We start from the raw sequence: 14,018 nt of genomic DNA, 5'->3' as shown, positions 1-14,018 counted from the left end.
ATAGTCTTATTTTTGCATACCAAAATTAAACGATTTCATGATTGCTATCACCGAAAAAACATTACAAGATTTACAATTTCCCACTGTACTCGAAACCCTATCGGATATTTGTAATACCGATATTGGTAAAGAGAAAGCATTAAAAATAACGCCTTTCAGAGAGAAAGAAACGTTGATGGAAGCTTTGTTGCAAACTTCAGAGTATGTTTCTTCTTTTCAAAATAACAATGCCATTCCCAATCACGGCTTTGACGCCATTACTTATGAAATCAAATTTCTTGGAATTGAAGATAGCTTTCTTGAAGTAGGAAGTTTCAGAAAAATTGCTACACTCTCCAGCACTAGTAATTTCTTGCTGAATTTTCTAAAAAAATTCGAAGACTATTATCCTAACTTGAATGCTAGAGCCGCTAGAGTAGAATACACCAAAAATATTATTACGCTAATTGATGAAGTCGTAGATAAATATGGAGAAATCAAAGAAAATGCTTCTCCAGATTTACTCAATATTCGAAGAAATATGAATGTGGTACGCGGTAAGGTAAACCAAAGTTTTGGCGTTGCCTTATCGCAATACAATGGTTTGGGATATTTGGATGACATCAAAGAGAGTTTTGTTCAAAATCGTAGAGTTTTGGCCGTTTTGGCGATGTATCGTCGTAAAGTAAAAGGAACCATTTTAGGAAGTTCGAAAACAGGCAGTATTGCTTATATCGAACCAGAAGCTACTTTGAGATATTCACGTGAATTAAGTAATCTCGAATATGAAGAAAAGGAAGAAATCACCCGAATCTTAAAGCAATTATCAAATGCTATTCGTCCCTATTTGCCTTTACTTATCGAGTATCAAGAGTTTTTGAGTGATATTGATGTTATTGCAGCCAAAGCCAAATATGCCAACAAAATCAATGCTATCTTACCTCAAATCAGTGAAGAAAGAAGATTATTTCTAAGAGATGCTTACCATCCTATTTTGTATTTGAACAACAAACAAAAGAACGAAGTTACCCATCCACAAACTATAGAACTGAACCAAGATAACCGAATCATCGTTATTTCTGGACCCAATGCGGGTGGAAAAACCATTTCCTTGAAGACCGTTGGCTTATTGCAATTAATGTTGCAATCGGGTATGTTGATTCCGGTACACGAACGCAGTGAAACCTTTTTGTTTGACCGAATCCTAACGGATATTGGCGACAATCAATCCATAGAAAATCATTTGAGTACATACAGTTATCGTCTAAAAAACATGAATTATTTTCTAAAAAAGTGCAATAGAAAAACCATGTTTTTGATTGATGAGTTCGGTACGGGTTCTGACCCTGACTTGGGTGGAGCACTTGCCGAAATTTTCTTGGAAGAATTCTACCATCGTGAAGCTTTTGGAATTATTACGACCCACTACTCCAATTTAAAGATTTTGGCTAATGAATTGCCTTGTGCACAAAATGCCAATATGCTTTTTGACGAGAAAACATTAGAGCCGTTGTACAAACTCGTTTTGGGTCAAGCAGGTAGTTCTTTTACTTTTGAAGTAGCACAGAAAAATGGAATTCCGTTTGGCTTAATAAATCGTGCTAAAAAGAAAATCGAAACCGGAAAAGTACGTTTCGACAAAACCATTGCCACCTTGCAAAAAGAACGTTCCAAACTCGAAAAAACCTCTCAAGTACTAAAAGAAGAAGAATCGAAAGCTAGAGAGGAAAGCAAAAAAATGGAAAACATCAATGTGAAAATCAAGCAAAAACTGGAAAGCTATCAGGAATTGTATGATAGCAACCAAAAAACGATTTACATTGGACAAAAAATAGAAGATATTTCAGAGAAGTATTTCAACAATAAGAACAAAAAAGAACTTATCGGAGAGTTTTTAAAAATAATTGAAATAGAAAATTCTAAGCGTAAAAAGATTTCGGCCAAAGAAGCCAAAGTCATCACCGAAAAGAAAAAAGAGATTATCAAAGAGGTTGAAGTGAAGGTAGAGGAAATTAGAGCAATTAAAAAAGAAAAAAAACTGAAACCCGTTGTTGAAAAACCAAAACCTATTCTAAAATTAGGTGACCGCGTACGCATGGCTGATGGAAAAGCGGTGGGAACGATTGATAGTATTGAGAAAAATAAAGCTACTGTTAATTACGGTATTTTCACTTCGAAGGTAAGTTTAGACGAATTGGAATTAGTTGAAGCAGTAAAAAAATAAAAAAATGCAACACTCGCTATCGCTTCCTGAAAACAAAAAAATCATCCTATTTGATGGCGTTTGCAATTTGTGTAATTCTGCCGTACAAACCATTATACAACACGATAAAAAAGACGTGTTTCGATTTGTGGCTTTACAAAGTGAATTGGGTACAGCCATACAAAAACATATTGGGATTGATACCCGAAAAATAGACAGTCTTGTTTTTTATGCGCCTGGGGTTTCGTATTCTTATAAATCGGAGGCGGTTTTGGACATTGCGAAGGAGGTTGGCGGAATTTTTAGTTTGGCTATTGTTTTTAAAATCCTTCCTACTCCCCTTTTGAATTCCGTTTATGATTATGTAGCCAAAAACAGGTACAAATGGTACGGTCAACAAGAACATTGCTGGATGCCTACTCCTGAATTGAAAGCAAAATTTCTTTGATTCCAGAATAGTACTTATGAAAACGCTTGCGTGAGTGATGGCAGTGGAGCTCTCCCGATTTTTTCTATCGGGAAGCGGGAACGTACAGCACGACCTCCTCTAGCCTTTTTCTGGCTAGAGGAGGGCACGCCCAAATAAAAAAAATCGTTTATAAAACACTAGGTCTTACAAACGATTTTAATTTTTATATGCTGTATTATTTCATTTTGAACACTGAAATCGCCAAAGGAGGCAACGTTAGTGCAATTGAATAATCTCTGCCATCATAAGGCGTGGCTTCGACTTTTAACTTTCCGTTTTGTTGCACGCCACTACCGCCAAATAACTTGGAATCGCTGTTGAATATTTCGATTAACTCGCCTTTTCTAGGAATCCCAATGCGATAGTTTTCACGAACTACTGGCGTGAAATTGCAAATCACAATCAAATCATTCTTTGAGTCATTTCCTTTTCGGATGTAAGTCATAACTGCATTCTCGTGGTCGGAATAGTTAATCCATTCAAATCCCTCGGGACTAAATTGCTTTTCGTGCAAAGCAGGCTCAGACTTATATATTGTATTCAAAGCAGTAATCACGGCTTTGATTCCTTGATGAAAAGGATATTGTAATAAATGCCAATCTAAACTCGCTTCAAAATTCCACTCAGCACTTTGCCCAAACTCACTACCCATAAACAACAGTTTTGTTCCTGGATGTGTAAACATATAACCATACAACAAACGGAGATTCGCATACTTTTGCCATTCATCGCCCGGCATTCTTCCTGCTATAGAATGTTTTCCATACACCACTTCGTCATGAGAAAGTGGCAACATAAAATTCTCTGAAAAAGCATACGTCATAGAAAAAGTCAACTCATTTTGATGGTATTTTCTATAAACCGTCTCTTTTTGAAAATAATGCAAGGTATCGTGCATCCAACCCATCATCCATTTCATTCCAAATCCCAATCCACCAGCAAAAGTTGGTCGAGAAACCATAGGAAATGAAGTGCTTTCCTCTGCTATGGTTTGTACGCCTTCGTAATTGGCATAAACGGCTTCGTTAAAATCTTTAAGAAAGCTTATTGTATCGAGGTTTTCGCGTCCACCAAAAATGTTTGGTTCCCATTCCCCATCGTTTCTAGAATAATCTAAATACAACATAGAAGCCACAGCATCAACTCGCAATCCATCCACATGATAGTGGTGCAACCAAAACAAAGCATTACTTATCAAGAAAGAACGCACCTCGTTACGACCATAATTGAATACCAGACTTTTCCAATCGGGATGATAGCCTTTTCTGCGATCAGGATGTTCAAACAAGTTAGAGCCATCAAAAAATCCTAGCCCGTGCGCATCATCTGGAAAATGAGACGGTACCCAATCCAAAATTACCCCAATTCCTGCATCATGTAAACGATCCACGAGATACATAAACTCTTGAGGGTTTCCAAAGCGAGAAGTTGGCGCAAAATACCCGACCAACTGATAACCCCAAGAAGGATCGTAGGGATATTCCATAACGGGCATAAACTCAACATGTGTAAATCCTGTTTCTTTGACATAAGCCACAAGGTCTTCGGCCATTTCAGTATAACTTAAAAAACTATTATCATCCGTATGGCGTTTCCAAGAACCCAAATGCACTTCATAAACAGAATAGGGTTTATCTAGCGCATTGTGCTCTTTTCGAGACTTCATCCATTTGTCATCATCCCATTTATAATCCAAATCCCAGATTACTGAAGCGGTGTGTGGTGGCTTTTCGCAATAAAAAGCAAAAGGATCCGCTTTCTCAGTAACTATTCCGTTGTTGGATGACTGAATTTTATATTTATAAGTTGTTCCTTTAGTGATATTTGGAATAAAACCTTCCCAAATACCTGATGCATCCCAACGCACATTCAACTCATGATTGCCCGCTATCCAATAATTAAAATCTCCAATCACAGAAACTGACTCCGCTGAAGGTGCCCAAACGGCAAAATATACTCCTTTCACTCCATCCACTTCAATGGGATGTGCTCCTAATTTTTCATAGAGACGAAAATGCTTCCCAGCTTTAAATAAATCGATATCAAATTCAGTGAAAAGAGAATGTACTTGTACTTTATTCATTTTTTATTTTTTAAACTGATTACTCAGTACTGTAATTTATTTTGTTTTAAAATTCATTATACTCGCAATTCCTGTCAGTGGAATTACGGACCAACGAGGTCTTGAATTCAACTCATACCCTAATTCATAAACTGCTTTTTCTAGCAAACAATATTTGAGTAAAAAATCAATTTCATTTTTGTAACCAATGTTAAGATTACCTGCTTGAGCTACTTCAGTATACGTTTGCAAAAAGATTCCAACAAAGTATTTATACAACAACTCTCCTGCCATAAACAATTCAGATTGCTCATAATTGTACTTGTCTTTATTATTGAAAATGGTTGCATAGATGGCATAATGAAAGGAACGAAATATTCCAGCAACATCTTTCAAAGGTGGCTGTTTTACTTTTCGATCGCGAATGGTACTTTCTGGTTCTCCTTCGAAATCTAAAATGAAGAAATCTTCTCCGTTGACTAATACCTGTCCTAAATGATAATCACCGTGTATTCGTATGCGCTCAGATTTCATTTTGGTCCAATCAAAATCTAAGAAAACCTTACGAATGTTCTTTTTTTGATCCAAAAACTGATTGGCCAATTCAAGTGCCAAACCATCCAATTTGTGTAAGTTGTTTTCTAGAATATTCAATCGGTTTTGAAATTGATAGGTTAATCGGTTCTTTAGCCAAACTGAATAATCACTATTATACGTTATTGGTGTAAATGCGGTTTCATGAATATCGCTCCCTAAGGCAATGTGCATTTCGGCGGTACGCGTCGCCAATGTTCTAATGCGTAAAAAAATCTTTAACCCTGCCCAATCGATAATTTCATGTGGAATATCATTCAATCGTAGTCTCGAAAATAATTCGACCTCGGGTAACTTGTCAATTTTAATTTTGCGATAGCTCAAGTTTTCGAAAATGCGGTCTACTTCTTCGAGCATAAATTTCCAAGCATCACCTTGATTTGGCACCAACTCTTGCATTAACCCCAAAGTGATATTTCCTTCGGTCAAAATAACGCTGATACTTCCTGTATAGGCTGGTGAATTTTCAAAATGCATACGCTCGGTTAAAAAACGGCTTATCTCATAATCTGGATTCATATTGATATAAATCCTTCTGAAGATTTTTAAGACCAAAGTATCATTATAAATTATAGAGGTATTGCTTTGCTCCACTCCCATAAATTTAGAGCTCTGATAGGTCTTTTGGGTTAATTTAGAACCACAATGAAAATTTAATTTAGCATCTAACTTACTATTAGAATGCACTATATTGTCAAACAATAATTTACGAAAATCTTCCTGATGAAGCGCATCAACCAAATAGCCTTGAACGCCATTCATTATTACTGGAGCGATTACCGTATTGGTTTCTAAATCGACTTCAGACATGAATGAAATAGGCATAAAATAATGTTGGTAGAAAGCTTCTTTAAAATTAACTTCAAACAAAACCCCATAATAAGTATGCTTTTTTGAAGAAATTTGAAAGGATTCTACAATCTCAATATACTTTAGCGTACTGGCTTTTCCGCCATACCAACGTTTATTGATTATGTAATTCTCGAGTATATCCGAAGAAAATACTTTGACAAAATCTTCTTCAGCAAAAGCGTTTTTCCAATCAATATTGAAAACAAACGGATTTTGGAATTCGTCTTCGTTAATTTTATCAACCATTACTTGATTATTTTAAATAAATGAAAAGGTACATTAGGCCCTAATTCTATAAAATTCCATTCGTTTTCCCAGTAGTAAGTGGCATCTGTAATTAAATCGTGTACACGAATGGGTTGATTTCCTAACTGCGGATAAGGCAATCGCACCATAGCTTGAACCACATGTTGATCGTTTAAACTAACAACCATTAAGGTTTCATTTTGTTTGTTGTCATCGTATTTATAGTAAGCAATAACTTGATCATTATTGGTCTCACAAAAAACAATGTTATTGGTTTGTTGCAACGAATTTTGTTCTTTTCTAATCGCATTAATTTGGGCTATTCTGCGGGTCAAATTGTTTTGAATACTCCAATCCCACTTTACAAACTCATATTTTTCAGAATCTAAATACTCTTCTTTTCCTGGAGCCATTGGAGCGCTAATCATATATTCAAAAACAGGTCCATAAATTCCCACATTAGAACTTAAAGTAGCCGCCAAAAAGTACTTTTGCAAATGAATCGATTCATTTCCTCCTTGTAAGGCTAACGGGTTAATGTCTGGCGTATTAGGCCAAAAGTTAGGTCTATAAAACTCTTTTTGAGAAGATTGCGTTAGCTCCGTAACATACTCTATTAACTCGGCTTTGGTATTTCTCCAAGTAAAATAAGTATACGATTGGCTAAATCCTTGTTTGGCCAACTCATTCATTATTTTAGGACGAGTAAAAGCTTCGGCTAAAAACAATACATCAGGATGTTTTTTCTTGATTTCACCAATCAACCATCCCCAAAAATAAAACGGTTTGGTATGTGGATTGTCTACGCGATAGACTTTGATATTGCATTCTTCAATCCAAAACAAAGCCGCATCTAACAACTCTTTCCAAAGGTTTTTCCAATCTTTACTTTCAAAATATATTGGTTGAATGTCTTGGTATTTTTTGGGCGGGTTTTCAGCATATTGTACTGTACCATCAGGTCTCCACTTGAACCATTGAGGGAAATCTTTAACATAAGGATGATCGGGAGCCGCTTGCAAGGCATAATCCATAGCCACCTCAATGCCTAAATCTTGGGCTTTTTTTACTAAAGATTTAAAATCTTCTATAGAACCCAACTCGGGATGAGTCGATTTATGTCCACCATATTGAGAACCAATTCCCCATGGAGAACCAACATCACCTTCTTGTGCATTGGTAGTGTTGTTTTTTCCTTTTCGATTGATTTCTCCAATAGGATGAATGGGTGGAAAATACAAGGTATCAAAACCCATAGCAGCTACTCTAGGCAACAATCTTTCACAGTCTTTAAAAGTACCGTGTTTCCCTTGTTCTTCAGATGAAGATCTTGGAAAAAATTCGTACCAAGTACTAAACAACGCTTTTTTTCTATCTACATAAACCTTTAATTCCAAAGATTTATTTTCAATGTAACGAACAGGATATTTTTTAAAAATACTTTTTAATTCATAGGAAGTAGCCTCTTTGACGGCTTCATCGTAATCCGCTTCGGACTTGAAAAGTTGAATTAACTTTTTTAGATAGTCTTTCTCAGAAGCACCGACCTTTTTTACAATGGCTTCTATATACTCTGCTCCTTCAAGTAATTCAGATTTTACATATTGATGGTCTTGAATTTTACGCTCGGTACCGTGCTGCCAATTCAGAGCATAATCAACCCAACCTTCTACGAAATAGCTATAAAAGCCTTGTTTTTCAACTTTAAAACTTCCATTCCATTCATCATTATGAGTAGGCCACATTCGTACTTCCTGCCATTTTTTTTCAGATTCGTGTTTGTATTTAATACAACATTCAATTACATCATGTCCATCCGAAAAAACATCTGCTGTAAGATGTATAGTTTGCCCCACTATTCTTTTGATAAAATGAGCCCCACCATCTAATTGAGGCATTACATTTTCAATAACAATTCGAGTTTGCTTTTGCATAATATTTAAAAAAATTAAATCACTTTCCATACTATAGAAACTGATGCTACATCCATTAGGTTGAAAATTACACTTCTGTAATAATCTATTCTATTCTAAAATTATCTGGTAAGGTTTTCCCTTTTTTAATTACTACAATACCATCTTTGATACAATACAATTCCTCAGAACAATTGGCAAGATGTTTACCTCCATTGATATAAACGTCATTACCTATTCGGCAATTCTTATCAACTAAAGCGTGGTTAATAAAACAACGCTCTCCAATACCAATTAGTTGATTGTTATTTTCAATATCATCTTTCATATCGGAAAGACTTTGATAAAAATCATTACCCATAATATAACAGTTTTCAATTACGGTACCTTCACCTATTCTAGAACGATTACCAACCACAGATTTTTTGATTGCTTTCGCATTGATAATGCAACCTTCAGAAATCAAGGAATTATCTAAATGAGTGCTTTTAAACTTTGATGGTGGTAATAATCTAGGTCTAGTGTAAATTTTATTATCGTTATCAAATAAATTAAAGTCGGGTATATCATTTGTTAATCCAATATTAGCATCAAAAAAAGATTCAATATTTCCAATATCTGTCCAATACCCTTCATACTGATAACTAAGAATTTTTTGCTTACCAACAGCTTGAGGAATAATCTCTTTACCAAAATCCTTTGTTTCAGGATTTTTCATCAACTCAATCAATAGTTTTTTATTAAAAATATAAATCCCCATTGAAGCCAAATAGTATTTGCCTTGTTGTTTCATTTCGTCACTTACATCAGACTCCCATTGGGGCAAAAGTTCAGCGGAAGGTTTTTCAATAAAAGCCTCAATAAAACTAGCATCATTTGTTTTTAAGATACCAAACTCAGGAGCATCTTTTGCATTTACAGGTAAAGTTGCTATTGAAATATCCGCACCATTATCAATATGAGCTTCAAGCATTTCATTAAAATCCATTTGATACAGTTGATCACCTGATAAAATCAAAGCATACTCAAAATCATGATTCAAAAAGTGAGGCATACATTGTCTAACGGCATCAGAGGTTCCTTGAAACCAAGTAGGATTATCCGGAGTTTGCTCAGCAGCTAAAATATCAACAAAAGCATGACTGAAAATACTAAAATTATAGGTGTTTTTAATATGAGCATTTAAAGATTTGGAATTGAACTGCGTCAAAACAAACATTCTAAAAATATCCGAATTCATACAATTCGAAATAGGGATATCAACTAAGCGATATTTCCCACCAATAGGTACCGCCGGTTTTGAACGAAACTCAGTCAATGGATACAATCTAGAGCCTTGACCCCCGCCCAAAATAATAGCAATTACATTCTTTTTTTGCTGTTTCATTTTCTTTTAATTAAAAACATTACACCTAATTAACACTTTAATAAGAAATTAATAATATGAACAAAAAATAATATAAATCCTAAAAATCCATACATTAATCAAAAAATTGAGCTATAAAATAGATTTTATATTACTTTTATGTTTCTTAAATTTAGTAAAAAAGAACGTCACTACAACTTTTTAATAAAAATTAGTAAAATGCCAAAAACAAAGACTAGTTCGCCAAAAAATTTGCGAATTCCAAAAGTAATTTTAATAACCGCTAAAATATTCGCTTTTATTTCGACAAAATTAGTCACCCGATTCGCAGCAAAACTTTTTGTAACCCCCATCAAACATAAGACTCCGAAAAGAGAGTATGAAATGGAATCAAAATCAAAAAAACAATTCATAAAAGTTACAGCAATCAATAAAAAAATAATGACGTATCATTACGGAAATTCAGATAAAAAAATACTGTTGGTGCACGGATGGTCAGGCAGAGGTACACAAATGTATAAAATTGCAGATGAATTAATAAAGAACAAATATTCTACAATAAGCTTTGATGCACCAGCTCACGGAAAATCACTAGGCCAAACCTCAATTATGACCGACTTCATTGAATCTATACTGGAAATCGACAAACAGTTTGGTCCATTTGAAGCAATAATTGGTCATTCTTTAGGTGGAATGTCAACACTGAATGCATTAAATAAAGGACTAAAAGTAAAAAATGCAACCGTTATTGGGAGTGGTGATGTTGTACAAGATATAGTTGATGATTTTGTTTTTAAACTAAAACTAAATCCAGAGATAAGTAATCATCTTAGAGCTCATTTTGAAAAAAAATATGGTAGTATTATGGATGATTATTCTGCCTACAAAGCTGCAGCTAATATCAATGTTCCAATATTGGTTATTCACGATCGTAATGATGTTGAAGTACCCGTTTCGGCAGGTATTCATATTCATGAATATTGCAAAAATGGAACACTTTTACTTACCAATAACCTTGGACATCGTAAAATTTTAGGAGATAAAGATGTTATTGAGGCTACTACTAATTTTATATTAAAAAATTAATTGACTGAATAAAATTACGACTGCTTCTGATTTATAGTAAAAGCTATACACAAAATACATTATAAAACTTAGTAAATTTTTCCAAACAATACTCAATTTTAAAAAATCTATTCTTTTCTGAATTCACTACTTAAAATGAATCAAAAAAAGACTGCCTGTAAGACATAAAAAAGGTTGAATAATTAAATAAAGTCAACATTTAACGACATTCTTGTAAAATCTACGCATAGATACTCACATATATCCTCATTGAGCCTAATTACAAATAACATTTACTATCAGCTACTGAAAACAACAACGCACAAAAAAACCCTTCATTTTAGATGAAGGGTTTTAATAAAGAAAGGCGGCGACATACTCTCCCACAAATTGCAGTACCATCTGCGCAGGCGGGCTTAACTTCTCTGTTCGGAATGGGAAGAGGTGAGCCCCGCCGCAATAACCACCTTAAGGTCGTTAATTGCACGAATAATGTTTTTCTAATACTAATTTTACGCATTCAAGTTTAAATGAAGCATCATATCTGACTTTTCTTTCCATAAAAATACCCCCAAATAGTGTCTAACTTTTTGGGGGCAGTCTAGATAAACGGAGTTTTTTTTTTGATTGATGATTGCTGTTATTAACGCTGAGCCACTGCGTTTTCTTTGTTCAATTGAAGAAAAACATAGGCTTCTTTTGCATTGGATAATTGTGCATATTTCAAAGCATCTGCACCAAAAGTAGTTTTTTCTTCCACTTTTGCTCCTTTAGCAATTAGTAGTTTCATGATTTCGACTTTGTTGTAGCGAGCTGCGATCATTAAAGGAGTTAAACCGTATGATTTTTCATTAACGTCAGCTCCAAAGTCGATTAATTTTTTGATGAATTCCAAATCACCTTTATAAATTGCAACGTGCAAAGGTGTTGCTTCTCCATATGTAGGAGTCATAACTTCTACTTTAGCAAATGATTTAACGTTTGCCGCTTCTACTTTTGTAGCAAAACTTGACAGTACTACTACTAAACCTAAACAAATGATTGTTTTTTTCATGATGATTGTGATTTTTGATTATTGATTGATGATTTAAATTCTATTCAAATGTACTTCTTTTTTATTTATATGTATTACAAGGTACTATTTATTAACCTATATTTAACTTTGTATTTAACATCTTGATTTCTAATACATTTCAAAGTTACAACACTTTACTACTATAGACGTTATAGAAAGGTTATTGTTACATTACATGACTATAATTAACAATTAATTTGCAATTTGGAATAAGTAGTTGATCCACAAACACTACTATTTGCATACTACCAAAAATTACATTTTATTCGCTTATCATATGCTGTGGCGTTACGATAGGTTCGTCAAACATTTGCAAAGTATCAATCCATTTAAAATCTAAAGGCTGTTCTGATAAGGCACTATCCTCTCCTATTATACTGAAGTTTAATGTATTGCTTTCCTTAGTTGAAGAAGGTAAAACTATAGCTTCATCGTACATTGTTAACGTATTGATCCAATTAAAATCTAATGTTCTACTTTCGCTCTCTTCATTTTCTTCAATGATTGCATTTTGTTGACGTACTATATCATCAACAGTAGTCTCTTTCTTTGCCACTACAGGTAATTCAATTGCTTCTTCATTAGGCGAAACAGAATTGCTTTCGATATCAACTAATGTTTGCGTTTCCTCACTATCATTTTCTTCAATGATAGCACTTTCAAAAGACCAACTTTTTTCTGTTGAAGAAACTAAGGTAAAAACAGAAGGCGTTTCTTCTAAAACAAGTTCTGGTTTTGCTATTACTAAAGCACTTTTCTTTTTGTCGTCTGAATTTGTTTTAGCTACTTGAACTTTGGTAAAATCTACTGTTGCATTTTGGTTTTCATTTGAATTGAAGATTGGATTCATTTTGATTGCTCTCCTACTACCTATTTTACCAAGACTATTATTCTCCAAGCGAATTTCCAAAGTTGAAATTAAAACTACTGATACTGCTACTGTGTAAATGATTGATGCTTTCATGATTTTTATTTTTTTAGTTTTTTGATTTGTTGTTTTAAATAATAATATCCTATGCAAATATATATCTTTTAAACAGTATCTTGTTTTACATAGTACTTATTTTTAACAAATAATTAACAAAACACAAGAGATAAACCCCTAAAAACAAGGAAATTGAAGTATTTACAAACGAAAAAGCCTCCTACTATTTTCATAGTAAGAGGCTTTAAAGAATATGTTTTAGTAGTGGTTTATCCTTTTAGATACTCCAAAACATTGTTTTCGATACGTTCATTAATATTTGTAATATCAGCTTTCACGAACTTTTCGCCAATAATATTTTCATACAATTCAATGTAACGATCAGAAACGGATTCGATATATTCCTCAGTCATTTCAGGAATTTGTTGTCCTTCTTTACCTTGAAAACCATTTTCAATTAACCAACGACGTACAAACTCTTTGGACAATTGTTTTTGTTCTTCCCCTTTTTCTTGTCTTTCTTGGTAGCCTTCAGCATAAAAGTAACGAGAAGAATCTGGTGTATGGATTTCATCTATTAAAACAATTTGTCCTTCTTTTGTTTTACCAAACTCATATTTGGTATCTACTAAAATCAAGCCACGGCTAGCTGCTATTTCAGTACCACGTTGAAACAATGCCCGTGTATACTTTTCTAATACAAGATAATCTTCCTCGGTCACGATACCGTTTGACAAGATCGCTTCTCTTGATATATCAGCATCATGTTCACCGTTATCTGCTTTTGTTGTTGGCGTAATTATTGGTTCTGGGAATTTATCGTTCTCTTTGAGTCCTTCCGCCATTGTTACTCCGCAAAGGGTTCTTTTACCAGCGGCATACTCACGAGCGGCGTGACCCGATAGGTATCCTCTAATTACCATTTCTACTTTAAAAGGAGTACACAGATGACCAACAGCTACGCTTGGGTCTGGAGTGGCCACTAACCAATTAGGAACAATGTCTTTTGTCAATTCCATGAACTTAGTAGCAATTTGATTTAGAATTTGTCCTTTGTATGGAATTCCTTTAGGCAATACTACATCGAATGCTGAGAGTCTATCCGTTGCTACCATTACTAAAAGTTCATCGTTTATATTGTAAACTTCACGAACTTTTCCTCGGTAAAGGGATTTCTGATTCGGGAAACTAAAATTGGTTGTTGTAATCGTTGTACTCATTGTGTTGTAAGTTGTGTCATTTTTAAGAACGCAAATTTAAAACTATTTC

The 14,018-nt window shown here is 34.2% G+C and carries 10 protein-coding genes and 1 rRNA gene; 3 read left to right on the top strand and 8 right to left on the bottom strand.

What is annotated here, in order from left to right; genetic code table 11:
• Positions 1–37 precede the first annotated feature (37 nt).
• Positions 38–2,203 carry a DNA mismatch repair protein MutS gene (locus tag FLAVO9AF_RS04275; RefSeq protein WP_159684847.1) on the top strand — a complete coding sequence of 722 codons (2,166 nt, stop codon included), beginning with the start codon at positions 38–40 and terminating at the stop codon, positions 2,201–2,203.
• 4 nt (positions 2,204–2,207) lie between these two features.
• Positions 2,208–2,630, top strand: coding sequence for a thiol-disulfide oxidoreductase DCC family protein (locus FLAVO9AF_RS04270; RefSeq protein ID WP_159684844.1), 423 nt, complete (start codon positions 2,208–2,210; stop codon positions 2,628–2,630).
• A gap of 196 nt (positions 2,631–2,826) precedes the next feature.
• Here FLAVO9AF_RS04270 and glgB read toward each other — a convergent pair whose 3' ends face one another.
• The 4 genes from glgB to FLAVO9AF_RS04250 all read right to left on the bottom strand — a co-directional run bounded on the left by glgB (position 2,827) and on the right by FLAVO9AF_RS04250 (position 9,705).
• Positions 2,827–4,734 (bottom strand): 1,4-alpha-glucan branching protein GlgB, encoded by a 1,908-nt coding sequence (glgB, locus tag FLAVO9AF_RS04265; protein WP_159684841.1) that lies wholly within the window; start codon positions 4,732–4,734, stop codon positions 2,827–2,829.
• A gap of 36 nt (positions 4,735–4,770) precedes the next feature.
• Positions 4,771–6,405: a trehalose synthase gene (locus tag FLAVO9AF_RS04260; RefSeq protein WP_159684838.1), complete on the bottom strand. Its 1,635-nt coding sequence runs from the start codon at positions 6,403–6,405 to the stop codon at positions 4,771–4,773.
• Entirely contained in the window at positions 6,405–8,339 is a 1,935-nt protein-coding gene (locus tag FLAVO9AF_RS04255; protein WP_159684835.1) for an alpha-1,4-glucan--maltose-1-phosphate maltosyltransferase, read from the bottom strand. The genes FLAVO9AF_RS04260 and FLAVO9AF_RS04255 overlap by 1 nt, the downstream gene beginning before the upstream one ends.
• An 85-nt stretch (positions 8,340–8,424) precedes the next feature.
• A complete protein-coding gene (locus tag FLAVO9AF_RS04250; protein ID WP_159684832.1) occupies positions 8,425–9,705 on the bottom strand; it encodes a glucose-1-phosphate adenylyltransferase in 1,281 nt (426 codons plus the stop codon).
• A 363-nt stretch (positions 9,706–10,068) separates the two neighbouring features.
• On the opposite strand from FLAVO9AF_RS04250, the gene FLAVO9AF_RS04245 reads away from it, so the two are divergent.
• Positions 10,069–10,770 carry an alpha/beta fold hydrolase gene (locus tag FLAVO9AF_RS04245; RefSeq protein WP_370516446.1) on the top strand — a complete coding sequence of 234 codons (702 nt, stop codon included), beginning with the start codon at positions 10,069–10,071 and terminating at the stop codon, positions 10,768–10,770.
• 341 nt (positions 10,771–11,111) lie between these two features.
• Here FLAVO9AF_RS04245 and rrf read toward each other — a convergent pair.
• The 4 genes from rrf to FLAVO9AF_RS04225 all read right to left on the bottom strand — a co-directional run bounded on the left by rrf (position 11,112) and on the right by FLAVO9AF_RS04225 (position 13,969).
• Positions 11,112–11,220, bottom strand: a 5S ribosomal RNA gene (gene rrf, locus FLAVO9AF_RS04240).
• Positions 11,221–11,392: 172 nt separating this feature from the next.
• Positions 11,393–11,803 (bottom strand): ankyrin repeat domain-containing protein, encoded by a 411-nt coding sequence (locus FLAVO9AF_RS04235; RefSeq protein WP_159684826.1) that lies wholly within the window; start codon positions 11,801–11,803, stop codon positions 11,393–11,395.
• A gap of 283 nt (positions 11,804–12,086) precedes the next feature.
• Entirely contained in the window at positions 12,087–12,788 is a 702-nt protein-coding gene (locus FLAVO9AF_RS04230) for a hypothetical protein (protein ID WP_159684823.1), read from the bottom strand.
• A 230-nt stretch (positions 12,789–13,018) separates the two neighbouring features.
• The gene (locus FLAVO9AF_RS04225; RefSeq protein ID WP_159684820.1) at positions 13,019–13,969 is read right to left on the bottom strand and encodes a phosphoribosylaminoimidazolesuccinocarboxamide synthase; all 951 of its coding nucleotides are present in this window, start codon (positions 13,967–13,969) and stop codon (positions 13,019–13,021) included.
• Positions 13,970–14,018 lie beyond the last annotated feature (49 nt).

Origin of the sequence: Flavobacterium sp. 9R, assembly GCF_902506345.1 — a bacterium.
GTDB lineage: Bacteria > Bacteroidota > Bacteroidia > Flavobacteriales > Flavobacteriaceae > Flavobacterium.
This window is presented reverse-complemented; position numbering and strand designations above follow the sequence as displayed.